General features: G+C 68.2%; 24 protein-coding genes and 1 tRNA gene. 11 read left to right on the top strand and 14 right to left on the bottom strand.

Annotated elements, in window-relative coordinates:
* Positions 1-16: 16 nt before the first annotated feature.
* The 5 genes from AC5P5X_RS05645 to AC5P5X_RS05665 all read right to left on the bottom strand — a co-directional run bounded on the left by AC5P5X_RS05645 (position 17) and on the right by AC5P5X_RS05665 (position 4,412).
* Positions 17-976, bottom strand: a complete 960-nt coding sequence (locus AC5P5X_RS05645; protein WP_005415400.1) for a ribose-phosphate diphosphokinase — start codon at positions 974-976, stop codon at positions 17-19.
* 140 nt (positions 977-1,116) lie between these two features.
* Positions 1,117-1,193 (bottom strand) — tRNA-Gln (locus tag AC5P5X_RS05650).
* Positions 1,194-1,204: 11 nt separating this feature from the next.
* The gene (ispE, locus tag AC5P5X_RS05655) at positions 1,205-2,074 is read right to left on the bottom strand and encodes a 4-(cytidine 5'-diphospho)-2-C-methyl-D-erythritol kinase (protein WP_005408190.1); all 870 of its coding nucleotides are present in this window, start codon (positions 2,072-2,074) and stop codon (positions 1,205-1,207) included.
* Positions 2,071-2,730: a lipoprotein insertase outer membrane protein LolB gene (gene lolB / locus AC5P5X_RS05660; protein WP_005408189.1), complete on the bottom strand. Its 660-nt coding sequence runs from the start codon at positions 2,728-2,730 to the stop codon at positions 2,071-2,073. The genes ispE and lolB overlap by 4 nt, the downstream gene beginning before the upstream one ends.
* A complete protein-coding gene (locus AC5P5X_RS05665; RefSeq protein ID WP_171969031.1) occupies positions 2,727-4,412 on the bottom strand; it encodes a tetratricopeptide repeat protein in 1,686 nt (561 codons plus the stop codon). The genes lolB and AC5P5X_RS05665 overlap by 4 nt, the downstream gene beginning before the upstream one ends.
* A 63-nt stretch (positions 4,413-4,475) precedes the next feature.
* On the opposite strand from AC5P5X_RS05665, the gene hemA reads away from it, so the two are divergent.
* The 4 genes from hemA (at position 4,476) to ppk2 (ending at position 9,538) form a co-directional block, all read left to right on the top strand.
* Positions 4,476-5,759 (top strand): glutamyl-tRNA reductase, encoded by a 1,284-nt coding sequence (gene hemA / locus AC5P5X_RS05670; RefSeq protein ID WP_099484327.1) that lies wholly within the window; start codon positions 4,476-4,478, stop codon positions 5,757-5,759.
* On the top strand, positions 5,737-6,819 hold the full coding sequence (gene prfA / locus AC5P5X_RS05675; RefSeq protein WP_005412330.1) for a peptide chain release factor 1: 1,083 nt from the start codon (positions 5,737-5,739) through the stop codon (positions 6,817-6,819). The genes hemA and prfA overlap by 23 nt, the downstream gene beginning before the upstream one ends.
* A gap of 5 nt (positions 6,820-6,824) precedes the next feature.
* Entirely contained in the window at positions 6,825-8,537 is a 1,713-nt protein-coding gene (locus tag AC5P5X_RS05680; RefSeq protein ID WP_111189427.1) for an O-linked N-acetylglucosamine transferase, SPINDLY family protein, read from the top strand.
* A 218-nt stretch (positions 8,538-8,755) separates the two neighbouring features.
* A complete protein-coding gene (gene ppk2 / locus AC5P5X_RS05685) occupies positions 8,756-9,538 on the top strand; it encodes a polyphosphate kinase 2 (protein WP_005408184.1) in 783 nt (260 codons plus the stop codon).
* Between the two features lie 614 nt (positions 9,539-10,152).
* Here the strand turns inward: ppk2 and AC5P5X_RS05690 are convergent.
* Entirely contained in the window at positions 10,153-10,722 is a 570-nt protein-coding gene (locus AC5P5X_RS05690; protein ID WP_111189415.1) for a TlpA family protein disulfide reductase, read from the bottom strand.
* Positions 10,719-11,993 carry a YihY family inner membrane protein gene (locus AC5P5X_RS05695; RefSeq protein ID WP_005408182.1) on the bottom strand — a complete coding sequence of 425 codons (1,275 nt, stop codon included), beginning with the start codon at positions 11,991-11,993 and terminating at the stop codon, positions 10,719-10,721. Before AC5P5X_RS05695 ends, AC5P5X_RS05690 begins: the two co-directional genes overlap by 4 nt.
* 77 nt (positions 11,994-12,070) lie before the next feature.
* Between AC5P5X_RS05695 and wrbA the strand changes: the two genes are divergently transcribed.
* From wrbA to AC5P5X_RS05710, 3 genes are all read left to right on the top strand, one after another.
* Positions 12,071-12,664 carry an NAD(P)H:quinone oxidoreductase gene (wrbA, locus tag AC5P5X_RS05700; protein WP_005408181.1) on the top strand — a complete coding sequence of 198 codons (594 nt, stop codon included), beginning with the start codon at positions 12,071-12,073 and terminating at the stop codon, positions 12,662-12,664.
* Complete coding sequence (locus tag AC5P5X_RS05705; protein WP_005408180.1) at positions 12,661-12,996, top strand: DUF2069 domain-containing protein; 336 nt, start codon at positions 12,661-12,663, stop codon at positions 12,994-12,996. Before wrbA ends, AC5P5X_RS05705 begins: the two co-directional genes overlap by 4 nt.
* A gap of 79 nt (positions 12,997-13,075) precedes the next feature.
* On the top strand, positions 13,076-13,561 hold the full coding sequence (locus AC5P5X_RS05710; protein ID WP_010481766.1) for an asparaginase domain-containing protein: 486 nt from the start codon (positions 13,076-13,078) through the stop codon (positions 13,559-13,561).
* A 120-nt stretch (positions 13,562-13,681) separates the two neighbouring features.
* Here AC5P5X_RS05710 and AC5P5X_RS05715 read toward each other — a convergent pair whose 3' ends face one another.
* The 3 genes from AC5P5X_RS05715 to sufT form a co-directional block, all read right to left on the bottom strand.
* Entirely contained in the window at positions 13,682-15,424 is a 1,743-nt protein-coding gene (locus AC5P5X_RS05715) for a S8 family peptidase (protein WP_111189414.1), read from the bottom strand.
* 450 nt (positions 15,425-15,874) lie between these two features.
* The gene (locus AC5P5X_RS05720) at positions 15,875-16,969 is read right to left on the bottom strand and encodes a branched-chain amino acid aminotransferase (protein ID WP_005412326.1); all 1,095 of its coding nucleotides are present in this window, start codon (positions 16,967-16,969) and stop codon (positions 15,875-15,877) included.
* A gap of 59 nt (positions 16,970-17,028) precedes the next feature.
* Entirely contained in the window at positions 17,029-17,580 is a 552-nt protein-coding gene (gene sufT, locus AC5P5X_RS05725; protein WP_012479222.1) for a putative Fe-S cluster assembly protein SufT, read from the bottom strand.
* Positions 17,581-17,702: 122 nt separating this feature from the next.
* Between sufT and AC5P5X_RS05730 the strand changes: the two genes are divergently transcribed.
* Complete coding sequence (locus tag AC5P5X_RS05730) at positions 17,703-18,122, top strand: hypothetical protein (protein ID WP_049460928.1); 420 nt, start codon at positions 17,703-17,705, stop codon at positions 18,120-18,122.
* Positions 18,123-18,412: 290 nt separating this feature from the next.
* Here the strand turns inward: AC5P5X_RS05730 and AC5P5X_RS05735 are convergent, their stop codons facing one another.
* Positions 18,413-19,873, bottom strand: coding sequence for an NAD(P)(+) transhydrogenase (Re/Si-specific) subunit beta (locus AC5P5X_RS05735; RefSeq protein WP_012479220.1), 1,461 nt, complete (start codon positions 19,871-19,873; stop codon positions 18,413-18,415).
* Positions 19,870-20,190, bottom strand: a complete 321-nt coding sequence (locus AC5P5X_RS05740) for an NAD(P) transhydrogenase subunit alpha part 2 (RefSeq protein WP_005408173.1) — start codon at positions 20,188-20,190, stop codon at positions 19,870-19,872. The genes AC5P5X_RS05735 and AC5P5X_RS05740 overlap by 4 nt, the downstream gene beginning before the upstream one ends.
* A gap of 98 nt (positions 20,191-20,288) precedes the next feature.
* Between AC5P5X_RS05740 and AC5P5X_RS05745 the strand changes: the two genes are divergently transcribed.
* From AC5P5X_RS05745 to AC5P5X_RS05755, 3 genes are read left to right on the top strand one after another with little or no spacing between them, the layout of a single operon-like run.
* The gene (locus tag AC5P5X_RS05745; protein WP_077684483.1) at positions 20,289-20,873 is read left to right on the top strand and encodes an RNA polymerase sigma factor; all 585 of its coding nucleotides are present in this window, start codon (positions 20,289-20,291) and stop codon (positions 20,871-20,873) included.
* A complete protein-coding gene (locus AC5P5X_RS05750) occupies positions 20,870-21,196 on the top strand; it encodes a hypothetical protein (protein ID WP_012479218.1) in 327 nt (108 codons plus the stop codon). Before AC5P5X_RS05745 ends, AC5P5X_RS05750 begins: the two co-directional genes overlap by 4 nt.
* 3 nt (positions 21,197-21,199) lie before the next feature.
* The gene (locus AC5P5X_RS05755; protein ID WP_012479217.1) at positions 21,200-21,661 is read left to right on the top strand and encodes a DUF3106 domain-containing protein; all 462 of its coding nucleotides are present in this window, start codon (positions 21,200-21,202) and stop codon (positions 21,659-21,661) included.
* Positions 21,662-21,840: 179 nt separating this feature from the next.
* Here AC5P5X_RS05755 and AC5P5X_RS05760 read toward each other — a convergent pair whose 3' ends face one another.
* Entirely contained in the window at positions 21,841-22,920 is a 1,080-nt protein-coding gene (locus AC5P5X_RS05760; protein ID WP_049460922.1) for an NAD(P) transhydrogenase subunit alpha, read from the bottom strand.
* Positions 22,921-22,971: 51 nt separating this feature from the next.
* On the bottom strand, positions 22,972-25,293 hold the full coding sequence (gene pacR / locus AC5P5X_RS05765) for a PacR family protein (protein WP_111189413.1): 2,322 nt from the start codon (positions 25,291-25,293) through the stop codon (positions 22,972-22,974).
* Positions 25,294-25,397: the final 104 nt, after the last annotated feature.

Consider the following 25,397-nt stretch of genomic DNA (forward strand, 5'->3'; position numbering starts at 1 on the left):
GGCAGGGGCGAAAAACTCAGTCGACGTACAGCGAGCTGACCGACTCGCCGAAGGCGATGCGGCGCATCGTTTCGGCCAGCATTTCTGCCACGCTCAGCTGGCGGATCTTGCTGCACACCCGCGCCGCGTCCTTCAGCGGGATGGTGTCGGTCACCACCAGCTCGTCGAGCTGGGAATTGGTGATGTTGTCCACCGCCGGGCCCGACAGCACCGCGTGGGTGCAGTAGGCGGCGACCTTGAGCGCACCGCGCGCCTTCAGGGCAGCAGCAGCAGCGCACAGGGTGCCGGCGGTGTCGACGATGTCATCGACCATCACGCAGGTCTTGCCTTCGACGTCACCGATGATGTTCATCACGGTGGAGACGTTGGCGCGCGGGCGGCGCTTGTCGATGATCGCCAGGTCGGCGTCATCCAGGCGCTTGGCCACGGCACGGGCGCGGACCACGCCGCCCACGTCCGGCGACACGACGATCAGGTTCTCGGTGCCGTAGGCGCGCCAGATGTCGGCCAGCAGCAGCGGGGACGCATACACGTTGTCCACCGGAATATCGAAGAAGCCCTGGATCTGGTCGGCGTGCAGGTCGACGGTCAGCACGCGATCAGCGCCAGCGGTGCTGAACATCTTCGCCGCCAGCTTGGCGGTGATCGGCACGCGCGAGGAACGCATGCGGCGATCCTGCCGCGAGTAGCCGAAGTACGGCACCACGGCGGTCACGCTGGCCACCGATGCGCGCTTGAGCGCGTCGATCAGCACCAGCAGTTCCATCAGGTTTTCCGCGCTCGGCGCGCAGGTCGGCTGGATCACGAACACGTCCTGCTTGCGGACGTTCTCTTCGATCTCCACCTGCACTTCACCATCGGAGAAGTGCGAGACCAGCGCCTTGCCCGGGCGAACCCCCAGTTCCTTGCAGATGTTCTGCGCCAGACGTTTGTTGGCGTTGCCGGAAAAGACCAGCAGGTTCGGGGACTCTTGCATCATGATTGTCTCGGGCGGGGACGAGTGGCGGGGATCCGGAGTCGGCAAGGACCCCGATGGACCCTTGCTGCTGACAACACCGCGGTTGTTTCCACGTCCCGCGCGGGCGATGCGCTGGAAGGCGCGGACACAGCCGCTATTGGCAGGGGCGGTAGGATTCGAACCTACGAATGCCAGGATCAAAACCTGGTGCCTTGGGCCTCTTGGCGACGCCCCTGCATTGATAAATCAGTGTTGCTCGAGTGCATCCAGCAGTGGCGAACGCGCAACGCCCGCTGCCACCCTTGCCCGCAACTCCTTCGGCAACTTCGACCGTCCCTGCTCTGCGGCAGACTGCGATGCGAACTCGACGAAACAACCACTTCCCGAACCGGTCAGCCGCGCCGTGCCGATGTCGCTCAACGCGGCGAACGCTGCCTCGACGGCAGGCTCACGGCGGCGCAGCACCGGTTCGAACGCGTTCCCGACCAAGGTCCCGGAAGCGAAGTCCTCTATTTTCGCCACTGGGCTGCCGCGCGTCAAATCCGGGTCTGCGAACAGAGCCGGGGTGGGAACATGAACACCCGGTTCAACCACCACATACCAGGCCGGCTCCAGCACGATCGGCTGCAGGCGCTCACCCACCCCTTCGGCCCAAGCATTGCGCCCGCGCACGAACACCGGCACGTCAGCGCCCAGGCGCAGTCCCAGCGCAGCAAGCGCGTCCTCGTCCAGACCGGCACGCCAGAGCCGGTTCAGCACCACCAGTACGGTGGCCGCGTCGGACGAACCGCCGCCAAAGCCACCACCTGCAGGAACGTGTTTTTCGACGATGATGTCCGCGCCTTGCACGATATTGGCCGCATCTTTCAGAAGCCGCGCGGCGCGGACCGCCAGGTCATCCGCCTCGGCCACGCCAGCCAGCCCCTCGCCCTGCCGGCGCACCTGGCCGTCTTCGCGCAGGCGCAGACCGATGCGGTCGCCCCAGTCCAGCAGGCGGAACACGGTCTGCAGCTCGTGGTAGCCATCGGCACGGCGGCCGGTGATGTGCAGGAACAGGTTCAGCTTGGCCGGGGCCGGCCACCAGGACCAGCCCGTGTCATCGCGCCCGGCACTCATGGGGTGCCCTGCCCCCATTGGTCGACCAGCAGGCGCACCTTGGCGTCGCCATTGCTGGCCTCGATCCGGCGCGGCAGCGCCGGGCGCCCGGCCTCGGCCGGGTACCAGTCCAGGTACTGCACCTGCCAGCCCATCTGCTGCATGCGACGCGGCCGGCCTTCACCATCACGCTCGACCTTCTCCGGACCGGCAGCATCACCGGCCACCAGGCCACGGATCCACGCCGGCAGCTGGTTGACCGGGATGTCCCAGCCGGTCGCCTCCAGCAGCAGTTGCTGGGCGTCTTCGCCGTCACGCGGCCCGCCGGCCAATCCTTCCAGCCGACCGGCTTCGGAATGGGTATCGCCGGTCAGCTTCCAGCTCTGCCGGGTCACCGGCGCGCTCAGCTCAACCACATAGCGGCGTCCTTCCTGCTTCCAGTCGATGCGTCCGCTGCCGCCATCCTTGCCCTTGCTGACCGCGACCCGGCCCTGGAAAGCCCAGTCCGGCTGTGCCTGCAGCGCGGCCACGCGCGCCGCCTCGGCCTGCGCCGCTTCGGCCGAAACAACCTCGACCACCGCCGGCGCCGGGATCTTCTGCGTGCCTACGCTGGTACAGGCGGTCAGCGCCAGGGCCGCGGTTGCCAACAGCAGCGGCCGGATCAGGGAAACACTCATGGATTGAATTTCTCACGGGCGCGCAGCAGCGCGCGGTTTTCAGGGTCGAGCTTGGCCGCTTCGTCGAAGAAATGGCGGGCCTCGTCATGCTTGCCCAGCACCCACAACACTTCGCCGACATGGGCGGCGATCTCGGGGTCCTTGGCCAGGGTCCAGGCACGGCGCAGCTGCACCAGTGCTTCTTCCTTGCGGCCCAGGCGATACAGCACCCAGCCATAGCTGTCGACGATGGCAGCGTTGTCCGGTTCGGCCACGCGGGCGCGGTCGATCAGCTCCAGCGCTTCCTGCAGGCGACCGGTGCGATCGGCCAGGGTGTAACCCAGCGCGTTCAATGCCGGCACGTTCTCCGGGTCGGTCACCAGGATCTTGCGCAGGTCGGCCTCGGCGCGCGGGATGTCGTCGCGGCGTTCCCAGGTGAGCGCACGGGCGTACAGCAGGCCGTTGTCATCCGGGTAGGCGGCCAGGCCGCGGGCCAGTGCATCCAGCTCCCCGGCACTGTCGTCAGCACGCTGGCGCAGTTCGGCTTCCAGCAGGTAGGCATCGCGGCGCACATCGTCGTCGACCACCGCATCGGACTGGATCGCGTGCACTTCATCCAAAGCCTGCGGCAGGCGCCCGGCCAGAGCCTGGGCGTTGGCCGCGCGCAGGCGCGCCTCGCTCAGTTCATCGCCACCGGGCACGCTGTGGTACCACTGCACCGCCTCGGGATAACGCTTCAGGTATTCGGCGATCTTGCCCAGCAGCAGGCGCTGCGCCGGGTCCGGCTTGGCCGCCTGCCGCGACAGTTCGTTGTAGAGGTTGGACAGCGCGGCCTTGTCGCCCTGCTTGGCCAACAGCGAGGCGCGCATGCCCCAGGTCTGCACGTCCTGCGGGCCGAACGCCAGCACGCGCTCGGCGGCGGCTGGCTGGCCGAGGCTGTCATAGGCAATGGCCACTGCATTGCGCAGTTCCGGGTCCTGGCGGGTCTTCGGCTCCACATCGTGCAGCAGCGACAGCGCCTTGCCGGTCTCCCCGGCCTGCTGCAGCTGGCTGGCGCGCAGCAGCGCCACACGCGGTTCTTCGGGGAAGCGCTTGACCACTTCGTCGATCATGCGCCGCGCCAGCTCGGGCTTGTCCATGCGCAGGGCAAGGCGTCCGAACTCCTGCCACGCCTCGATCTTCGGCGGAATGGCGTTGGCGTCGACCAGCTCGCCCAGCACCTGCGCCGGCACTGCCGGGTCGCGGCCGCCGCCGATCAGGGCGGCCAGGGCGAACTTCCAGCCACGTTCATCCGGGTCGGCCAGCAAGGCCTGCAGATCGCCACGCGCTGCCTTCACATCGCCCTGGCGCATGGCCAGCGCGGCAGCGGCACTGCGCATGGTCAACGAGCTGGGCGCGCGCTGCTGCCAAAGGGCCAGGCCCTTGGCGGCGCTGGCGTCATCGTTGGCGAGCATGGAAATGCGGGTCGCGCGCTCGGCCAGGCCGGCGTCGCCGTCGGTCTGCTGGGCGGCCTGCAGGTACCAGCGGGCCGCCTCGGCCAGCTTGCCAGCCTGCAGCGCGAACTCACCGGCCATCACCGGTTCCAGCGCCAGTTCCTCAGTGGCCGGGGCCCGTACGGGGGCCTTGGCCGGCACCGCCGCCAGGGCCTGGCTGCAGGCCAGGGACAGCAGCAGAACACTGGGGATGCGAATCAATGCGGGCATCGTCGGCATCGGGGCCTTAAAATGTCGTCCAATGGCCAGCAGCTTATCGCAAGCAACTGAACAATGACCCTGTGGGTGCTCGGACTGAATCACCAGACCGCACCGGTGGAGCTGCGCGAGCGCGCGGCCTTCGCCGGTGAGGCGTTGCCGCGCGCGCTCGGTTCGCTGCGCGATACTCCGCAGATCGCCGAGGCGGTGCTGCTGTCCACCTGCAACCGCACCGAGCTGTATGCCGTGGCCGATTCGGCACAGGCACTGGACCAGTGGCTGCAGGCCCAGGCCGGCGACCTGCAGGGCTACCTGTACCAGCATGCCGATGCAGAAGCCGTACGCCACCTGTTCCGGGTCGCCACCGGCCTGGACTCGATGGTGCTGGGCGAACCGCAGATCCTCGGCCAGGTGAAGGACGCATGGTCGACCGCGCGTGACCACGGCCTGCTCGGCCAGCGCCTGGACCGCCTGTTCCAGCAGACCTTCTCGGTGGCCAAGCGTGCGCGCACCGATACCCAGGTCGGCGCCAACCCGGTATCGGTGGCGTCGGCGGCGGTGCGCCTGGCGCAGAACGCGTTCGCGCGGCTGGACGATTCCACCGTGCTGCTGGTCGGTGCCGGCGAGACCATCGAACTGGCTGCACGGCACCTGAGCGAAGGCAGGGTACGTCGGCTGCTGATCGCCAACCGCACCCTCGCCCACGCGCAGGAACTTGCCAGCCGCCATGGTGGCGTAGCCCTGCCGCTGACCGAACTGGACCGCCACCTGGGCGAGGCCGACGTGGTGTTCTCGGCCACCGCTGCGCGCGAACCGGTGATCCACCGCGAGATGGTGGCCAAGGCCCTGCGCGCGCGCCGGCACAAGCCGATGCTGCTGTTCGACCTGGCCGTGCCGCGTGACATCGAGGCGGAGGTCGGCACGCTCAACGACGCCTTCCTCTACACCGTCGACGACCTGGAGCGCGCGGTGGAAGACAACCGCCGCGGACGCCGCGAGGCGGCCGCCGAGGCCGAGGCGATCATCGACCTTCAGGTATCGCGTTTTATCGAGACCCAGCAGGCCAGCGCCCACCAGGCGCCGCTACGACAGCTGCGTGCGTTCGGCGAGGCCACCCGCACTGAACTGCTGGAACGCGCGCGCCAGCAGCTGGCCAACGGCAAGCCGGCCGACGAAGTGCTGGAACTGCTGGCGCACGGCCTGACCAATCGATTGCTGCATCCTCCTACCGCTGCCCTGCGCGCTGCCGCACTGAGCGGCGATGCCGACCTGACCCGCGCCGCCGAGCGCCTGTTCCCGGCTACGCCGGGTTACCGCCACCCACCCGTGAGACCCGATGACGCCGACCCTGCGCCGTAAGCTGGAAGCGCTGGCCGAGCGCCGCGAAGAACTGGAACGCCTGCTCGCCGAACCCGACGTGGTCGCCGACAACACCCGTTTCCGCGACCTTTCGCGCGAATTCGCCCAACTTGAACCGATCGCCATCGCCCTGGCCGATGAATCCCGTGCCAAGGCTGATCTGGCCGCCGCGGAAGGCATGCGCGCCGACCCCGACCTGCGCGAGCTGGCCGACGAGGAAATCGCCGCCGCGCAGGCGCGCCTGCTGGAACTGGAGCAGGAGCTGGCGCTGCTGCTGGTACCGCGCGACCCGCGCGACGAAGGCAACCTGTTCCTGGAAGTGCGCGCCGGCACCGGTGGCGATGAGGCGGCGATCTTCGCCGGCGACCTGTTCCGCATGTACGCCCGCTATGCCGAGCGCCAGGGCTGGAAGGTCGAGATCGAATCGGACAATCCCGGCGAGCACGGTGGCTACAAGGAGGTGGTGGCACGGGTGGTCGGCCGTGGTGCGTTCTCGCGCCTGAAGTTCGAATCGGGCACGCACCGTGTGCAGCGCGTGCCGGCCACCGAATCGCAGGGCCGCATCCATACCTCGGCGGCCACCGTGGCGATCATCCCGGAGGCCGACGAAGTCGATGACATCGTCATCAACCCGGCCGACCTGAAGGTGGATACGTTCCGCTCCTCCGGCGCCGGTGGCCAGCACGTCAACAAGACCGAGTCGGCGATCCGCATCACCCACGTACCGACCGGCGTGGTGGTGGAATGCCAGACCGAACGCAGCCAGCACGCCAACCGCGACAAGGCGATGAAGCGCCTGAAAGCGCAGCTGCTCGACGCCGAGCGCCAACGCCAGGACGCAGCCCAGGCCGAGTCGAGGCGCCTGCAGGTCGGCAGTGGTGATCGCAGCCAGCGCATCCGCACCTACAACTTCCCGCAGGGGCGCATCACCGACCACCGCGTGGAGGGCCTGACCCTGTACGACCTGCCCAACATCCTGGCCGGCGACCTCGATCCGCTGCTGCAGCGGCTCAGCCACGAACACCAGGTCGACGCCCTGGCCCAGCTGTCGGCAGGCTGAGCACGATGTCGGCCTGGCAGCAGCGACAGCAACTGCAGCAAGCGATCGCCCGCCAGCCCGACGACTTCGTCGCCTGGGTGATGCTGGCCGACGTGGAACTGGAAGCCGGCGACATCGCTGCCGGCGAACAGGCCGCGCGACGTGCGCTGCAGCTGCGCCCGAATCACCCCGAAGCGCTGGCACGGCTGGGCCGCGTGGCGTGGATGGCAGGTGCACATGGCGATGCGGCCAAGCTGCTCGGCCAGGCCTCGGCCTTGGCCCCACAGCACCCGGGCATTGCGCTGTGGCTGGGCCATGCACTGGAAGATGCCGATGATGCCGAAGGCGCGTCGGCGGCCTATCGACGCGCGCATGGGCTGATGCCGGCCGAGCCGTACATCGCCGCCCAGCGCCTGGCCTGGCAGCGTCGCCTGTGCGATTGGGAGGACCTGGACACGCTGGCGGCACAGGTGCGCGCCGCCGTTGCCAGCGGCCATGGCGTGGTCGAGCCGTTCGCCTTCCTCAGCGAGGACGCCAGCGCTGCCGAACAGTTGGCCTGCGCGCACACCCGTGCGCTGGCCGTGGCTGCCTCGGTGCGGCCCTTGCCGCCGGCAACGGTGCGCCCGCACGGCCCGCTGCGCGTCGGCTTCCTCTCCAATGGGTTCGGCGCGCATCCGACCGGATTGCTGACCGTGGCGCTGTTCGAGCAGCTGCGTCGCGACCCCGCACTGCAACTGCATCTGTTCGCGCTGAACCGCGACGACGGCAGCCGCATCCGCCAGCGCCTGCAGGCAGCGGCGCAGCTGCATGATGTGGCTGGCCTGCGACACACCGATACCGCCGCACGCATTCGCGCACAGGGCATCGACCTGCTGTTCGACCTGCGCGGCTGGGGCGGTGGCGGCACGCCGGAAGTGTTGGCGATGCGCCCTGCCGCGCTGCAATTGAACTGGCTGGCCTATCCGGGCACGTCGGGGGCGCCGTGGATGGACGCGGTGGTCGGCGATGCCTTCGCCCTGCCGCCGGCACTGGAGCCGTGCTACAGCGAACGCGTGCTGCGCCTGCCACGAGCCTTCCAGCCGTCAGACAATACGCGCGTGCTGGAGCCTGCGCCGACCCGTGCGGACTGCGGACTGCCCGCGCAGGGCGTGGTGTTCTGCTGTTTCAACAACAGCTACAAGCTCAACCCGCGCAGCATGGGCCGTGCCTTCGCAGTGCTGCAGGCAGTGCCCGGCAGCGTACTGTGGCTGCTGTCCGGACCGGGCCAGGCCGACGCCCGCCTGCGCACTGCCGCGCAGGCTGCCGGCCTGGACCCGGCGCGCCTGGTGTTCATGGCCAAGCTGCCGCATCCGCAGTACCTGGCCCGTTACCCGCTGGCCGACCTGTTCCTCGACACGCATCCGTACAACGCGCACACCACCGCCTCCGATGCGCTGTGGGCCGGCTGCCCGGTGCTTACCTGCCCGGGTGACACCTTCGCCGCGCGCGTGGCCGGCAGCCTCAACCACCATCTGGGAATGGCACGGATGAATGTCGCCGACGATACGGCGTTCATCACCACCGCCAGCGCGCTGGGCAACGACCCTGCAGCACTGGCGGCGTTGCGCGCTGAACTGGCACAGGCGCGCGAGCGCAGCGGGCTGTTCGACATGGGCGGGTTTGCCCGCGATCTGTCGGCGTTGGTGCAGCAGCTGGCGCGCGAACACGGCTGGCTGGGAACAACCGAACCGACTGGGTAATGCCGGCTGGGTAATGTCGGCTGGGTAATGTCGGCTGGGCAATGTCGATTGGATGACGTCGACTGGGTAGAGTCGACTGCTGGTCGACTGCCCTCGGCAGGAAGCCGAAAACCCCGCGCTGCGCGCGATAGTCGACTGACCGTCGACTCTACCCGGCGTCGACATCGCCTGGGCAGCCCCTGCGCTACGCTCGGGCTTCCTCCCCGCGTGGTGTGACGATGGCCAAGCTCAAGCGCAAGGACTACGACGAACTGCTGCTGCCGCTGCAGCTGGAACTGACCGCCATGGCGCGCTGGGTGCAGCACAGCGGACAGCGCCTGCTGGTGCTGTTCGAAGGCCGTGATACCGCAGGTAAAGGCGGCGCGATCCAGGCCATCAGCCAGCACCTCAACCCGCGCCAGTGCCGGGTGGTGGCGCTGCCCAAGCCCACCGACCGCGAAGCCACGCAGTGGTACTTCCAGCGCTACGCCTCGCACTTGCCCGCCGCCGGCGAGATCGTGCTGATGGACCGCAGCTGGTACAACCGCGCAGGCGTCGAACGGGTGATGGGCTACTGCAGCGAGACCGAGTACCAGCAGTTCCTGCGCCAGGCGCCGGTGTTCGAACAGCTGCTGGTGGACGACGGCATCCTGCTGTTCAAGTACTGGCTGTGCGTGGACCAGGAGCAGCAGGAGAAGCGCTTCGCCGAGCGCCATCTCGATCCGCTGAAGGGCTGGAAGCTCTCTCCGGTGGACCTGAAATCCCGCAGCAAGTACAGCGCCTACACCGAGGCGCGCGAGGCGATGCTGCGCGCGACCCATCGCGAGGCGGCACCGTGGACGTTGGTGGATTTCAACGACCAGCGGCTGGGCCGGCTGACGCTGGTGCGCAACCTGCTGGACCGGTTGCCGGACACGCGCGTGGATGCGCCGTTGCCGGAGCTGCCGAAGCTGAAGGGCAAGCTGCATCGCGAGCACTACGATGTGCTGAAGCCGATCGAGGACTTCCCGGTCGAGGATTAGGGTAGGTCGGCAGGGCCTGCGGCCCTGCACCTGCCGAAGCCAGAGCAACGGCAACAGCAACAGCAACGGCGGGCTTCCTGAGGGATGGCGGGGCGGGTCCGGGTGCGGGGGGCGCTGCAAGTACGTCCATGTAAGCTCGGTCGCGGCTTGCTCGTGTGCGCTGTCCTGCGCACACGGCAAGACCGGGGTTGGGCGTCCTGCCCAACCCGCCCGAGGCGTGCCTCGCGCCCATGCGGCTCACGCCCCCGCACCCGGACCCACCCCGCCTTCGACAGTTCTCCGCGATCTGTCGTTGATCCACACCATGCGTGGATGCTCTTCGAATTCAATTCGAAATATTCGATTTGTCTGGAGAATCATCCACGCATGGCGTGGATCTACCAGACATGAGGAATCTGTCAGAGGTGGGGCGGTGTCGGAGTGCGGGGTGTCAGCCGCATGGATGCGGCTGCCAAGCTTACAGGGACGTACTTGCAGCGTCCCCGCACTCCGACACCGCCCCGCCATCCCACGGATAGCCCGCTGTTGCTGTTGCTTTTGCTGTTGCTGGGGTTGCCGGCCAGCGGCCGGCACTACCGCGGGTGCAGGGCCGCAGGCCCTGCCGCCCAACCCCATTACTTGGCAGCAGCGATCTGCCTTTCGATGTCGGCGGCCGTCACCGGGCCGAGGAAGGTGTGCGCCAGCTTGCCCTGTGGATCCAGCAGGTGCGTCAGCGGCAGGCCGCGCGGCGTGGCGAAATCGGCCGGCGGATCGAACGGGTCCACGATCACGATCGGATAGGTCACCGGATGCTTGGTCAGGAACGACTGCATTTCCGGCACTTCGATGTCCTCGTAGGCCAGGCCGACCACTTCGATGTTGCTGCGCATCGCATGCAGCGCCGACAACTCCGGCATCTCCTTGCGGCAGGGGGCACACCAGGTCGCCCAGAAGTTCACCACCACCCACTTGCCGCGGTGCGCGGCCAGGTCGTAGTCGCTGCCATCCACCGCCTTCATCTTCAGCGTCGGGAACTCGGCGGTGGTGCGCTCGGCCGGGGTTTCCTCGACCGGCGCCGGTGCGGTCGGCGTCGGTGCCTGCGCCGGCGGTTGGCTGCTGGCCGGCGTCGGCTCCTGGGCCGGCTTGCAGGCCGACAGTGCCAGCAGCAGGGCCAGCGGGAGCAGCAACGGGGTCTTGCGGGTCATGGCATGTCTCCAGAGTCGGTATAGATATCGCTGACCTTGCGCTTCAGGCGTTCACGCAGGGGCAGTCGCAGATCATCCAGCGCCGCCAATGCGGCACGGCCCAGGCTGTCGTCGCGATACGGCAGATGCTGCTCGGCTACCGGAATGCGCAACTGGGTACATTCGTAAAGATCGGCCAGGCTCACCTGGTCCAGGTCGCGCGAGAGCAGCCATTCGCCACGTTCATCGCGGCGCAGCAGGCCGATCTCCTGCAGGTTGCAGGCCAGGTCCTGCAGCAGCGAATCGGTCAGCATCGGCTCCAGCCGCAGGATTTCATCATCGGCCAGGCCCTTGCCCTTGGCTCGGGCATGGTGGAAGCGGCCGAGCAGGCGCAGCAGGCCATAGAACTCGTAGCCCTGCGGCAGGCGCAGTTCCACCGGCTGGTAGCGGAAGGCCGCCATCGACGAAGACAACGACGCGCCCAGCAGCACCGCCACCCAGCACAGGTAGATCCACAGCAGCAGGATCGGCACGAAGGCCACCGTGCCATACAGCTTCTGGTAGGACTGGAAGCTGCCCAGGTAGGCGCCGATGCCCCACTTCACCAGCTCCAGGATCACCGCGGCCAGAATGGCGCCAGGCACTGCATGCCGCCACTTCACCGTGTGGTGCGGCACCACCCGGAACATCAGCGTGATGCAGACGAACTCGATCAGGATCGGCGCCAGCCGCAGTGCCAGTTCGGCCAGCCAGCGGCCCTCCTGGGTGCCGAACAGCGGCATCGCGAACACCCGCGCCGACACCGCCAGCGAAGCCGCCGCGAGCATCGCGCCCAGCGTCAGTACAGTCCAGTAGACCAGGAAGCGGGTCAGCTTGGGCCGGGTCGAGCCGACCCGCCAGATCTGGTTGAAGGTTTCTTCAACACTGTTGAGCGTGATCAGCAGCGACACCACCAGCGCGATGAAGCCGGCGGCGGTGAGCTGGCCGGCACTGGCCGAGAACTGCCGCAGGTAGCCCTCGGCCGCGCGCGCGGCATTGGGCACGAAGTTGGAGAAGACGTAATCGCTGAGCTGGTCGCTCCAGCGGTCGAAGACGGGGAAGGCCGAGAGCACGCCGAACACCACGATCGCCAGCGGTACCAGCGCGAACACCGTGGTGTAGGCCAGCGCCGCCGCTGCCTGGAACAGGCGGTCGTCGAGGAAGCGATGCCACAGGAAGCGGCCGAAACTGATGGCCCGTGCACGATCCCGCGCGCGCTCCATCCACAGGTTGAGCGTATCCAAAGGTTCCATCGGTGGAAGGGTACCCGATGCGGAATGCTGGCAGGATAGCCATACTGGCGACCACACGACGAGGAGAAGCGGGCACGATGGGCGAGATTCTGGTGCTGTACTACAGCCGGGGCGGTTCGGTGGCACGGCTGGCGCGCCAGATCGCGCGGGGCATCGGCGAAGTGCCGGGCATGAGCGCGCGCCTGCGCACGGTGCCGCCAGTGGCCGCCGTGACCCAGACCGCGCAGCCGCCGGTACCCGACGACGGCGCCCCCTACGTGAGCGTGCAGGACCTGGTGGAATGCCAGGGCCTGCTGCTCGGCAGCCCCACCCGCTTCGGCAACATGGCCGCGCCGGTCAAGCACTTCCTGGATGGACTGGGCGCCGAATGGGTCAATGGCACCCTGTCCGGCAAGCCGGCCGGCGTGTTCACCTCCACCGCCTCGATGCACGGCGGCCAGGAATCGACCCTGCTGTCGATGCAGGTGCCGCTGCTGCACCACGGCTGCGTGATCGTCGGCATCCCGTTCACCGAACCGGCGTTGAGCCACACCACCAGCGGCGGCACGCCCTATGGCGCCAGCCACGTGGCCGGTGCCGCCGATGACCCGCAGCCGACCGACGACGAGGCCGTGCTGGCCCGCGCGCTGGGCCGCCGGGTGGCCGACATCGCGCAGCGGTTGGCCCGATGAGCCGCCCGCCGCGCACGGTCCTGCTGCTGGCCCTGATGGGGCTGGCCGCGCTGTTCGCCGGCTGGTTCATCAATGACAAGCACTGGCTGGCCACCCAGCTGGTGTTCACCGCGCCGCCGCTGGCGCTGGCCTTTGCGCTGCGGCTGGGCTGGCGCAAGGCCGGGTTCTGGGCCTCGGTGCTGGCGCTGGGCTGGTTCAGCCACGGCGTGATGAGCGCCTGGAGCCACCCGGAAACACGCTGGCTGGCGCTGATCGAAATCGCCCTGGCCCTGCTGGTGATCTTCAGCGCCAGCCTGCCGGGGCTGCGCGCCCGCTTCGGCAAGCGACGCTGACGCTGCGCCCGCCGGGCCGTATCATCTGTGTTCCTGGCCCCGCGCCGCTGTACCTGTCCTGGTTTCGCGCATGCACATGATGGAAGAGCTCCTGGTCGTCACCACCGGTGGCACGATCGACAAGATCTACTTCGACGACAAGTCGGACTACCAGATCGGCGACCCCCAGATCGGCATGATCCTGCGCGAGCTGGGCGTGACGTTCCGCTTCAACGTGATTCCGATCCTGCGCAAGGATTCGCTGCACATCAACGATGAAGACCGCGAACTGATCCGCGCCACCATCGCCGCGCAGCCGACCCGCCACGTGCTGGTGACCCACGGCACCGACTCGATGGTGCAGACCGGCAAGGTGCTGGCGACGATCCCGGACAAGACCATCGTGATGACCGGCGCGCTCAGCCCGGCGCGGTTCCGTGGGTCGGATGCGGAGTTCAACATCGGCTGCGCGATCGGTGCGGTGCAGTCGCTGCCGAGCGGCGTATACATCGCCATGAACGGTCGTATCTTCGATCCGCAGCACGTGCGCAAGAACGTGGCCGCCAACCGCTTCGAGTCGGTCTGAGGAACAGCGTGCCGACCAAGGTCGGCACGCACCAAAGCGCTGCCCTTGCAAGGCCGGTACCTACCCAAAGAAAAACGCCCCGGCCTGAGCCGGGGCGTGCCCATGGAGAGGGGCTTGGGCTCAGTACTGGGCGTTGAGGGTCAGGCCCGAGAAGGTGCTGTAGGCCTTCACCCGCACATACCAGGTGCCGGCGGCAGGACTGTTGATGGTGCAGGTCTCGCTGTTGCCGCTCAGGTACGGACGGCAGGTGTAGGTGGTATCGGTCGGGGCACTGCCCTGGCGCACATACAGGTCGGCATCACCGCTGCCGCCACTGATCGCGACGCGCAGCTGGGTGCTGCCGGCCGGAACAGCCACGGTGTAGTTCAGCTCGGCACCGGTCGCAGCGCCCAGGCCGGTCACCGGCACGTTGTTCTGCAGCACGTTGCCACCCGGGTTCGGGTTGCCGCCACCGTTGATCGCCGCGGCCACGGCGGCATTGGCGTCGATGATGCCGGCGCCGCAACCACCCGAGCAGGCGCCCGGCAGCGGACGTGCCGTGCTCTTGATGATGCTCTCGACCTGCGCCGGGCTCAGCGGGCTCGGAGCGACCGACTGCATCAGCGCGACCACGCCGGCCACGTGCGGCGCTGCCATCGAGGTGCCGTTGTACGACGCGTAGGTCGCGCTGCCCGGCGTGGTGGTGCCGGTGTTGAGGGTGGACAGGATGCTCTGGCCCGGTGCCGAAATGTCGATGCCGGTACCGTAGTTGGAGAAGCTGGCACGTGCACCGGCCGAGGTGGTCGCCGCCACCGCGATCACGTTCGGGCAGTTGGCCGGCACCGACGAGGACACGTTGGTGTTGCTGTTGCCGGCGGCGACCACCACGGTGGTGCCACGGCCGACCGCGCCGTTGATCGCGTTCTGGTAGGTGGTCGAGCAGCTGCCACCGCCGCCCAGCGAGAGGTTGATGACTTCGGCCGGATTGGCGTTGGCCGGTACGCCGCTGACGGTGCCGCCGGACGCCCACACGATCGCATCGGCGATGTCGGAGGTGTAGCCGCCGCACTTGCCGAGCACGCGCACCGGCACGACCTTGGCATTGAACGCGGTACCTGCCACGCCGGTACTGTTGTTGGTCACCGCCGCCACGGTGCCGGCAACGTGGGTGCCGTGCCAGCTGGAGTTGGAGGCCGGGATGCCCGAGCCACACTCGTTGGCGCCGTACCAGTCGCCTTCGTCGTTCGGATTGTTGTCGCGGCCGCCGCCATCGCGCGCCATCGCGGCGTCGCTGATGAAGTCATAGCCCGGCAGGATGTTGGCGTTGAGATCGGCATGGTTGGTGATGCCGGTATCGATCACGGCCACCACCACGCCGGTGCCGGTTGCCTTGTCCCAGGCCGGCCGGATGTTGATGCCGGCATTTGAGGTGCCGAAGCCCCATTGCTCGCTGAAGCGGGTGTCGTTCGGGGTCAGCGTCGCGCGCATGATCTGGTCGACTTCGACGTATTCCACGTTCGGGTCGGCGGCCAGCTTGCGCATCAGCAGTTCGGATTCGGCCTGGTCGAGCGGACGGTCGGTCTTGACCAGGGTCGGGCCGACGGCCAGCTTGCGGACCTGCTGCAGGCCCAGCGCGCGGCCCTGGCTGCTGGCCAGGCCGGCGGCGGCCGTCTTCAGCGACGAAGCCAGCGCAGTGGTGTTGGCCACGGCGGCGCTGCCGTCGCGGTACTTCACGATGAAACGCTGGTGCGTCGGCGCGGACTGCAGGCCGCTGAGCTGGACATCACCGGCCAGCGCAGGCATGGCCAGCAGCAGCGATGACAGAACGGACGCACCAAGGACCACCCACACTCGACGCACACGCGGTTGCGTTACCTGGGACATCGTATTTCCCTTTCTTGTGGTGTGAATGCCGGAATCGGCAGAAGCACCGGCCCGAACCCGGGGCTGGCTTGCATTGGCGAGGTTCGAAGTCCGGTGAGTCAGCGGATCCCCCTAACGATCCGCCGTGCAGATGACGCTAATGGCCGAAACCGGACACCACAAGATTTTCAGCGTCTTTTCAGCAAGATGAAATGTTCGTTCTGAGACTTTTCGGGTCGAGGGTTTGTGAAGGTGAAGGAACCTTCTCGTGTCCTGCACAGACCTGACTGGGCCGTCACGTGTCCTGGAATGACTATGCCGACATCGGCGTTCGCTGATTCGGGGTCAGATCCCTTTTCCCATGGAAAAGGGATCTGACCGCAGGCCCACAACGCAGAAAGCCCGTCACGGGGACGGGCTTTCCGGAAGAGCAGTCGAGCGTGGCTCGACGCTACAGTTCAGCGTGGGCGGTCAGCCCAGCTTGACCAGCCAGTTGTGGCGGTCCGGCAGGCGGCCGTACTGGATGTCGGTCAGTTCCTTGCGCAGCGACATGGTCACTTCGCCGGCCGGGGCGTTGATGTCGCCCACCGAGAAGCCCTCGCCCTTCAGCTGGCCGATCGGGGTGACCACCGCCGCGGTGCCGCAGGCGAACACTTCGCTGATCGCGCCGGAGGCCACGCCGTCCTTCCACTCGTCGATGCTGACCTTGCGCTCTTCGACCTTCATGCCGCGGTCGCGGGCCAGCTGCAGGATGCTCTCGCGGGTGATGCCTTCGAGGATGCTGCCCGACAGTTCCGGGGTCACCAGCGTGCCGTCCTTGTAGACCAGGAACACGTTCATGCCACCCAGCTCTTCCAGGTACTTGCCTTCGACCGGGTCGAGGAACAGCACCTGCGAGCAGCCCTGTGCCTGCGCCTTCTGCTGCGGCAGCAGCGAGGCAGCATAGTTGCCACCGCACTTGGCGGCACCGGTGCCGCCCTTGGCCGCACGCGCGTATTCGGTGGACAGCCAGATCGACACCGGGGCAACGCCCTTGGCGAAGTACGGGCCGGCCGGGCTGGCGATGACGTAGTAGCCGGCCTTGTGCGCGCCACGCACGCCGAGGAAGGCTTCGTCGCCGATCATGAACGGACGGAAGTACAGGCTGGACTCATCGGCCGACGGCACCCAGTCACTGTCGACGGCGATCAGCTGCTTCAGCGATTCGACGAAGATCTCCACCGGCAGTTCCGGCAGCGCCAGGCGCTGCGCCGAACGCTGCAGGCGACGGCCGTTGGCATCCGGACGGAAAGTCCAGATCGAGCCATCGGCATGTCGGTAGGCCTTGATGCCTTCGAAGATTTCCTGGCCGTAGTGCAGCACGGCCGCGGCCGGATCCAGCTGCAACGGGCCGTAGGCACGCACGTTGGCGTTGTGCCAGCCGGCATCCTTGTCCCAGCGCACTTCCACCATGTGATCGGTGAAGTGCAGGCCGAAGCCCGGCTTCTCCAGGATCTTGGCGCGCTCTTCAGCGCTGCGCGGGTGGTCCGAACGGGTAACGGCGAAGCTGGGGATGGACTGGGACACCGGAGGACTCCTGTTCTGGTTGCGGGTAGTGCCGGGCGCGCGTCACTGCGGGCCCTGGGTCAAAGCATGCCGGTCTCGAGCCGGGCCGCCTCGGACATCATGTGCTGGTTCCACGGCGGGTCGAACACCAGGTCGACGTCGGCCTCGGCCACCGTCGGGATCATTTCAAGCTTGCTGCGCACGTCATCGACCAGGATGTCGCCCATCCCACAGCCCGGTGCGGTCAGGGTCATCTTCACGTCGATCTCGCGCTGGCCTTCGTCCAGGTGCTTGATCTCGACCTCGTAGACCAGGCCCAGTTCGACGATGTTCACCGGAATTTCCGGATCGAAGCAGGTGCGCAGCTGCTGCCACACCAGCTGTTCCACCTGTTCATCAGTGGCGTCGGCCGGCAGTTCCAGCGGTGCCGGTGCCTCCTTGCCGATGGCGTCGCCGTCCTTGCCGGCGATGCGGAACAGGTTGCCCTCGACGAACACCGAATAGCTGCCGCCCAGCGCCTGGGTGATGTACCCATAGCTGCCGGCGGGCAGGGTCACGGTATCGCCCTGCGGGACCATCACGGCCTCGCAATCGCGCTCGAAGTGGACAGGTTCGCTGCTACGGGAATACATGGGGACCGATATGGGGCCGTGGCCGGGGCCACGCAAGACGGCATTCTAGCCCAGCCGCTCCGGCACCGCCGGTGCACCGCCGCAAACCACAGTATCCTGTGGGTGATCTTCAGGGAGCTTCGATGTCCTCCAATGCCGCGCGTGCCAGGACCGTGACCTGGCTCTGGCCCATCATGCTGTTGCTGGGCCTGGTTGTTGCTCCCCTTGCCTGGATGGTGCTGGCGCTGATGACCGGCCGGCAGGTCGGCTGGATGGCGGTACTGACCGCCCTGGAACTGGTGTTCATGCTGCGCATGGGTACGCTCGGCCCGGGCCGGCTGCGCATCGTGCTGGTCGTGGTGGGCACCCTGCTGGTGGCCGCCGTGGCCAACTGGACCATCGCCAGCGCCTGGATGGGCGGCTCGATCGGGCTGGACCTGTGGGACGCCACGATGCGGATGGGCCCGCACCTGGCCTGGACCCTGATCACCCTGGCCAATGGCGCGGTGGAGTGGCTGTGGCTGGCCGTGGCCGTGGCCGTAGGCGCCTGGCTGGCGCGCTGAGCGCGCCGGTTGCCACGCCCGCCGGGGATATGCAGGTAGATCCACGCATGCGTGGATGGGACGGTAGTGCCGGCCGCTGGCCGGCAAAAGCATGCGGACCAGGGCCCGCACCTACCCGATGCAGCGGCCACACGTGGATGCGGTAGTGCCGGCCGCTGGCCGGCAAACGCGTGCGGACCAGGGTCCGCACCTACCCGATGTAGCCGCCACACGTGGATGCGGTAGTGCCGGCCGCTGGCCGGCAAAGGGATCAGAGCCCATTCCTGCGGAAAGGGATCTGACCCCGGTCCTCAATGCCCGCCGTCGAGCGCCTTCAACTCGCTGACCAGCGAGGCTGCCGCTTCGGCACCGTCGCCATACAGCATGCGGGTGTTGTCGGCGTAGAACAGCGCATTCTCGATGCCCGCGAAGCCGGTGCCCTTGCCGCGCTTGATCACCACCACGTTGCGCGCATTGACCACGTCCAGCACAGGCATGCCGTAGATCGGGCTGGCCGGATCGGTTCGTGCGACCGGATTGACCACGTCGTTGGCGCCGATCACCAGCACCACGTCGGTGTTGGCGAACTCCGGGTTGATGTCGTCCATGTCCGCGATCAGGTCGTAGGGCACGCCTGCTTCGGCCAGCAGCACGTTCATGTGCCCCGGCATGCGTCCCGCCACCGGGTGGATGGCGAACTTCACCTTCACTCCGCGCTGGCCCAGCCGCTGCGCCAGTTCCCATATCTTGTGCTGCGCCTGCGCCACGGCCATGCCGTAGCCGGGCACGATCACCACGCGCTCGGCGAAGGCCATCATCGCGGCGACGTCAGCCGCTTCGATCGGCTTCTGCGAGCCGCTGATCGCCTGCGCTTCGCCACCAGCACCACCGCCGAAGTTGGAGAACAGCACGTTGCGGATCGGCCGGTTCATCGCCTTGGCCATCAGACGGGTCAGCAGGATGCCCGCCGCGCCGACCATCATGCCGGCGATGATCAATGCTTCGTTGCCCAGCACGTAACCTTCGAACGACACCGCCAGGCCGGTGAACGCGTTGTACAGCGAGATCACCACCGGCATGTCGGCGCCACCGATCGGCAGCGTCATCAGCACGCCCAGCGTCAGCGCAAGTACGAAGAAGGCAACGATCGCCCAGGTGCTGAGCGTGCTGGCGGCGATGATCGCCAGTACCACCACCGCCAGCGCCACCAGCAGGTTCATCACCTGCTGGCCCGGCCAGGTCACGCGCTTGTCCAGGCGTCCATCCAGCTTGGCCCAGGCGATCACCGAGCCGGACAGCGACACCGCGCCGATCGCTGCGCCGACCACCGCCAGCAGCAGCACCGTGCCCGACGGCTGGCGCGCGGCCAGGTCGGCCAGCGCCTGCGCGCTCCAGTGGCTGGTATCGCGGTTGGCAAGGAAGGCGTAGCGCAGCAGCTCCACCGCGCCGATCGCCGCCGCCGATCCACCGCCCATGCCGTTGTACAGCGCCACCATCTGCGGCATGTCGGTGATGGCAACCTTGCCGGCCGACCACCAGGCCAGGCCCGCGCCGAGCAGCAGCGCCACCAGGATCAGCGGAACGTTGTGCAGTTCGGGAAGGAAGAAAGTGGCCGCCGTGGCCAGCAGCATGCCCAGCCCGGCCCAGCGGATGCCGCTGCGCGCGGTCAGTGGCGAGGCCATGCGCTGCAGGCCCAGCAGGAACAGCGTGGCGGCGACGAGGTAGCTGGCCTTGACCAGCCAATCGAGCAGTTCGACGGTGCTGATGTTCAAGCCTGCGGCTCCTTCGGCTCGTCCTTGCCGCCCTTGGGCGCGCTCGGCTTGAACATTTCCAGCATGCGCGCGGTAACCACGTAGCCACCGGCGGCATTGCCGGCACCCAGCACCACGGCGAGGAAGCCCAGGGCCTTCTCCAACGGTGTCTGTGCGTGCCCCAGCACCACCATCGCGCCGATCAGCACGATGCCGTGGATGAAATTGGAGCCCGACATCAGCGGGGTATGCAGGATCACCGGCACCCGCGAAATGATCACGTGGCCGGCGATGGCGGCCAGCATGAAGATGTACAGCGCTACGAACCCGTCACTCACTGGCAACGCTCCCGCTCTGTCTTCGTCGGCCCATCATAACCATGGGCTGAACCCGGCGTGCACCCGGCGTCAACCGAAGCGGCGCTCACGCGTTGTCGATGGTGACCCCGAGCGAGGAACCGTACCCTGTGCTGGTGAGCAGCCCCGTCCCCCCGAGCGCCGAGACCGATGCCCTGCCGGCATCGCTGGAAGCGTTCCTGGCCAGCGTCGGCCCGCGCGCGTTCCGCTTCGCCGAGGCCGGCCTGCGCCAGCGCGAAGACGCCATGGACGCGGTGCAGGACGCGCTGCTGCGCATGCTGGACTACGCCGACAAGCCGGCAGCCGAATGGGCGCCGCTGTTCTGGAGCATCCTGCGCCGGCGCGTGATCGACGTGCAGCGCCGGCGCCGCTTCCGCCTGCCGTTCTGGCGCGACAACCAGGACGCGCAAGGCGGCGAGATCGACTGGGCCGATCCCGGCCCGGACCCGGCACAGGCGCATGAACAGCGCCAGCAGTACCAGCAGCTGGTGGACGCGTTGCGCCGCCTGCCCGCCCGCCAGCGCGAGGCCTTCACCCTGCGCGTGCTGCAGGACCTGGACGGGGCCACCACCGCCCGCGCCATGGGCTGCAGCGAAGGCGCGGTAAAAACCCATCTGGCACGCGCCCGGCAGGCGCTGCAGGACTACCTGGAGATCCACCCGTGAACCGCTCCCTGCCTTCCGATGACACCCTGCGCAGCCTGCACGCGCAGTCGCTGCATGCGCTGTCGCCGGCCACACTGGCACGCCTGCGCCAGGCCCGACACGGCGCCAGCGCGACCCGGCACGGGCGCCTGCGCTGGTGGCTGGCCAGCGCCTGTTCACTGGTGGTGGCGCTGGGTATCGGCCTGCAGTTCACTGGCCATGGCACGCTGACGGGCCCCGCGCCGGCACCTGTGCTGGCCTCGGTGGAAGACAACAGCGCGCTCTACGACGAAAATCCCGATCTGTACCTGTGGCTGGGCGATACCGACCTGGCGATGGAGTGAATCATGTCCCGACTGCACACCCTGCCCCTGCTGATGACCCTGTTGCTGCTGCCGGCCCTCCCGGCGCTGGCGCAGAGCGCCGCGCCCGCCCCTGCGGCACGCCCTGCGCCGGCCACGCCGCTGCCGGCCTGGGAACAGTTGAGCGAAGCGCAGCGGGAATCGCTGCTGGCGCCACTGCGCGACCGCTGGAACAGCGCCGATGCCGGCCAGCGCCAGCGCATGCTCTCGCATGGCCAGCGCTGGCAGACGATGAGCCCGGAGGAGCGCGACAAGGCCCGCCGTGGCCTGCGCCGCTTCGAGCACATGAGCCCGGAACAGCGTGAGCAGGCCCGGGCCCTGTTCGGCCAGATGCGGGAACTGCCGCCCGCGCAGCGCGATGCACTGCGCGAGCGCTGGTCGCAGATGACGCCGGAACAACGCAAGGACTGGGTGCGCGACAACCCACCGCCGGCGAAGCCGCGCTGAAACGCCGCGGGGAACGGGGTCAGAGCCCTTTGCTGAGGCAAAGGGATCCGACCCCTGGCAGATTCCGGGGAACGGGGTCAGAGCCCTTTGCTGAGGCAAAGGGATCCGACCCCTGGCAGATTCCGGGAACCAGGGTCAGAGCCCTTTGCCAGAGGCAAAGGGATCTGACCCCATGTCGTTCACGCCTGCCAGCGTGTCTTCGCCAGCAGCTCGTCTTCCCAGTCGAAACCAAGCTGCCCTTCGCGCACGAACAGCGCGACGAAGTTGAGCAGGTTGCGCGCATACATCTCGCTGGCCTGGGTGGCGCCGCGGCTGGCAAGGCCCAGCGGGCCATCGATGGTCACGCCCTGATGCTCGATGCACTGCCCCGGTTGGGTCAGTGCGCAGTTGCCGCCGCTCTCGGCGGCCAGGTCCACGATCACGCTGCCGGTGGCCATGCCTTCCACCATCGCGGCAGTCACGATCGTCGGCGCCGGGCGCCCCGGTACCGCCGCCGTGCAGATCACCACATCCACGCTGCGCAGGTGGTCGGCCAGGCGGCGCTGCTGCTCGGCACGCTCTTCATCGGTCAACGCGCGCGCGTACCCGCCTTCGCCCGCCGCGCTCACCCCCAGGTCGAGGAAGCGCGCGCCCAGCGACTGGATCTGCTCGCGGGTTTCCGGACGCACGTCGAAACCTTCCACCTGTGCACCGAGACGCCGGGAAGTGGCAATGGCCTGCAGCCCCGCCACGCCGGCACCGATCACCAGCACCTTGGCCGGACGCACGGTGCCGGCAGCGGTGGTCAACATCGGGAAGAAACGTGGTGCGCGTTCGGCGGCGATCAGCGCGGCCTTGTAACCGGCCATGCCGGCCTGCGAACTGAGCACGTCCATCGCCTGCGCACGGGTGGTGCGCGGCAGCTGCTGCAGCGGGAACAGGTGCAGGCGGTCATCGGCAGCCAGTGCCGCCAGGCCCGGATCACTGGCCGGGGTCAACAGGCCAACCACGGTGGCACCCGGCTTGAGCTGTTCAAGCACCGCCGCTGGCGGCGCCTGCACGCACAACAGGATGTCGATTTCGGCCCAGCGGCCGGCGTCGAATGCGCGGGCACCGGCATCGTCGTAGGCTGCATCGGTGAAACCTGCGGCCAGACCGGCGCCGGCCTCGTACCAGACGGTAATGCCGAGGGCGCCGAGCTTGCGCGCGGTTTCCGGCGTCAGCGCCACGCGCCGTTCGCCCGGCGCGGTCTCCTTGATCCCCAGCAACGCCACGGCCATGCAGGTCCCCGCTGATCGGTGAGTTTTCCCGATCCTAGCAGGCGGCTCCACTCAGTGCAGCGTGGCGCTGCCCGGGTCCAGCCGATCGATCACACCCTGCATCGCGCTGTCGAACGCACCGTCATCCACATGGGCGCGCAGACGTCCCAGCCGCACCATCACCGCCAGTTCTTCCGGCGAGGCCACGCAGAAGCGCACGCCGCGACGGTTGACGAACAGCAGGCGCGAGGAAATCGGGCTGACCCAGGACAGCTTGCCGGCCTGCACCTTGCCGTCCTTGTCGACGAAGTCCAGCCAGTTGCCGATCTCCATGCGGCGGAAGCGATCGGCGTCGGCGTTGTCGAAATCGTCGGCATCGATCTGGCCGCTCAACTCCACCGCCGGCGATTCGGCTACCGGTGGCGCGGGCAGTGCGACCTGCGGCAGTTCCGGCAGCGCGCGTTGCAGTTCCGGCCGCGATTCGGCAATGCCCTGCAGGGTGTCATGCAGGGCATCGATGGCGCCGGTGGCGGCGTCGCCATGCACGCCCACGCTGGCGAACACCTTGGCCAGCACCGGCTGCCAGGCCTGCAGCCACGGTTTGCCGACGATCTGGCGGCGGGCCTCGGCAACTTCCTCCAGCAGCCCGTCGCCCAGGCTCAGCGCTTCGGCCACCGATGCGCCCTCCTCGCCCTCGCGCAGCAGCGCCAGGGTCAGGTGGTGCTGCCATGGCTGGCGCAGGAATTCAGCGATGGCCGGCGGCAGGGTGGCATCACCAATGCGGCGGTCCAGCTCGGCACCGGCACGGGTACGGGCCATTTCCAGCTTTTCCTGGCCACGCTGCGTTTCGGCGGCGCGACGCTCGGCGATTTCCACGCGGCGACGATGCTGCACGAGGAACTCGCGGAATTCTTCTTCCAGGGTCAGGAAGATCGCCAGGTTCTCGTTGAACTCGGCGACCAGGCGCTCGATGATCTCCTCGACCTTGGCCATCAGCATGCGCTCGGCCTGGCTTTCGCCGGTGTTGCCTTCGCAGGCCTCGGCCAGCGAGTTGAGCAGCTTGCGCGCCGGATGGGTCTTCTGCACGAACATGCGACGGTCGAGCATGGCGACCTTGACGAACGGCACCACCAGGCGGCCGATCAACTCGCGCGAGCGGCCTTCCAGTTCGCGCTCGTCCAGCATCACGTCGAACAGCATGCCCACCAGGTCGATTGCATCCTCGTCCTGCGGGTCCAGCCGGGTCTGGCCCGGGTCGACACCGAGACGGGTGGCGCTGGACAGCACTTCGCTCTTCAACCGCTGCGCCAACGATTCGCCGTCCTCGCCGATCGCTGCGCGCAGGGTCGCGCTGGGCGTGGCCTGCAGCAGCGACAGCACCGACATCATCTCGCGCTGGCTGAGCGGACGCTGCTGGCCGATCGCCACCTGTGCGGCCGACGTCGCGTCCTCGCGCACGTGGCGGGTCTGCTGCAGCAGTTCGTGCAGCGCCTCCAGCAGCATGCCCTGCTGGCCCGCATGGGCCTCGCCGGTGCCGCTGCCTTCGGCGCCCAGGTGCTGCTGCATGTGGCCACGCCGCTCGGACCAGCGTGCGGCAAAGCGCTGCGCCCAGGCCGGCGCGGCCTGCTCGTCATCACCGAATTCGCCGTCCAGGCCCGAGCCCGGGCGCTGCTCCACCAGGTCATCCAGGCCCGAGGCCATGCGCGGGTCGGGCGCGGCCGACGGCGGACGCCGCGGCGCCCCCATCTGCGACATCACCCCGGCCGCGGCCAGTTGCTCGTCCAGCTTCTCGTAGATGCGACCCACCGGCGCGCGCAGGTCGCGCTCGCACAGCTTGATCAGCACCAGGTGTACTTCCGGGGCCAGTTCACAGCCGGCAAAGGCTTCGTGGATGGCCACGCCCAGGTGTTCGGGGCTGATGGGATTATGGTCGGCATCCAGTTCGGCGCCGCCGACCAGACGGCCCAGGCGACGGTCGAGCCGCGCCAGCACCGGCTTGAAGTCACGCAGCAGCACCGTGGCGAAATTGCGCACCGCCAGCCGCGACTCCAGCACGTGCTCGGCCAGCAGGCTCAGGCCATCCTCGGCTGGGCCGGACAGCGTCGATTCGGCCGACATGGGCTCACCACTGGCCAGCGCATCCCAGGCCCGCTGCAGGTGGCCAGAGAAGGCACCGGCAATGTCCTCGCGGCGGCGGCGCAGTTCGCGCATCGCATCCAGGAACAGCAGCTGCGACGAACCGGCATTGCCGGCCCGGTCGAACAGGGCATCGTCGAAGCGCGCCAGTGCCGCGCCAAAGGCCTGGCACAGCGCGGGCAGGACCATGTCCCGGGCACGCTGGAGCTGGGCCGGGTCACGACCCGGCGATCCCATCGGTGTGGGCGCGCTCATCATTCGGGAAGGCTCCCCACCTTCTCTGGTACGACAGACAACGTGGACATCGCGACGACCGGCACACCCCATGTACCGGTACGTCGATGGTAGGCCGGCCAGCCCGT

It is taken from the genome of Stenotrophomonas sp. YJH_SMC_91, from assembly GCF_059368495.1.

Excerpts from the sequence above, each read along its gene's own strand:
- AC5P5X_RS05645 (WP_005415400.1), bottom strand. The coding sequence starts at position 976 with ATGCAAGAGTCCCCGAACCTGCTGGTCTTTTCCGGCAACGCCAACAAA.
- ispE (WP_005408190.1), bottom strand. The coding sequence starts at position 2,074 with ATGAGTGCCGGGCGCGATGACACGGGCTGGTCCTGGTGGCCGGCCCCG.
- lolB (WP_005408189.1), bottom strand. The coding sequence starts at position 2,730 with ATGAGTGTTTCCCTGATCCGGCCGCTGCTGTTGGCAACCGCGGCCCTG.
- AC5P5X_RS05665 (WP_171969031.1), bottom strand. The coding sequence starts at position 4,412 with ATGCCCGCATTGATTCGCATCCCCAGTGTTCTGCTGCTGTCCCTGGCC.
- hemA (WP_099484327.1), top strand. The coding sequence starts at position 4,476 with ATGACCCTGTGGGTGCTCGGACTGAATCACCAGACCGCACCGGTGGAG.
- prfA (WP_005412330.1), top strand. The coding sequence starts at position 5,737 with ATGACGCCGACCCTGCGCCGTAAGCTGGAAGCGCTGGCCGAGCGCCGC.
- AC5P5X_RS05680 (WP_111189427.1), top strand. The coding sequence starts at position 6,825 with ATGTCGGCCTGGCAGCAGCGACAGCAACTGCAGCAAGCGATCGCCCGC.
- ppk2 (WP_005408184.1), top strand. The coding sequence starts at position 8,756 with ATGGCCAAGCTCAAGCGCAAGGACTACGACGAACTGCTGCTGCCGCTG.
- AC5P5X_RS05690 (WP_111189415.1), bottom strand. The coding sequence starts at position 10,722 with ATGACCCGCAAGACCCCGTTGCTGCTCCCGCTGGCCCTGCTGCTGGCA.
- AC5P5X_RS05695 (WP_005408182.1), bottom strand. The coding sequence starts at position 11,993 with ATGGAACCTTTGGATACGCTCAACCTGTGGATGGAGCGCGCGCGGGAT.
- wrbA (WP_005408181.1), top strand. The coding sequence starts at position 12,071 with ATGGGCGAGATTCTGGTGCTGTACTACAGCCGGGGCGGTTCGGTGGCA.
- AC5P5X_RS05705 (WP_005408180.1), top strand. The coding sequence starts at position 12,661 with ATGAGCCGCCCGCCGCGCACGGTCCTGCTGCTGGCCCTGATGGGGCTG.
- AC5P5X_RS05710 (WP_010481766.1), top strand. The coding sequence starts at position 13,076 with ATGGAAGAGCTCCTGGTCGTCACCACCGGTGGCACGATCGACAAGATC.
- AC5P5X_RS05715 (WP_111189414.1), bottom strand. The coding sequence starts at position 15,424 with ATGTCCCAGGTAACGCAACCGCGTGTGCGTCGAGTGTGGGTGGTCCTT.
- sufT (WP_012479222.1), bottom strand. The coding sequence starts at position 17,580 with ATGTATTCCCGTAGCAGCGAACCTGTCCACTTCGAGCGCGATTGCGAG.
- AC5P5X_RS05730 (WP_049460928.1), top strand. The coding sequence starts at position 17,703 with ATGTCCTCCAATGCCGCGCGTGCCAGGACCGTGACCTGGCTCTGGCCC.
- AC5P5X_RS05745 (WP_077684483.1), top strand. The coding sequence starts at position 20,289 with ATGGTGACCCCGAGCGAGGAACCGTACCCTGTGCTGGTGAGCAGCCCC.
- AC5P5X_RS05755 (WP_012479217.1), top strand. The coding sequence starts at position 21,200 with ATGTCCCGACTGCACACCCTGCCCCTGCTGATGACCCTGTTGCTGCTG.
- AC5P5X_RS05760 (WP_049460922.1), bottom strand. The coding sequence starts at position 22,920 with ATGGCCGTGGCGTTGCTGGGGATCAAGGAGACCGCGCCGGGCGAACGG.
- pacR (WP_111189413.1), bottom strand. The coding sequence starts at position 25,293 with ATGATGAGCGCGCCCACACCGATGGGATCGCCGGGTCGTGACCCGGCC.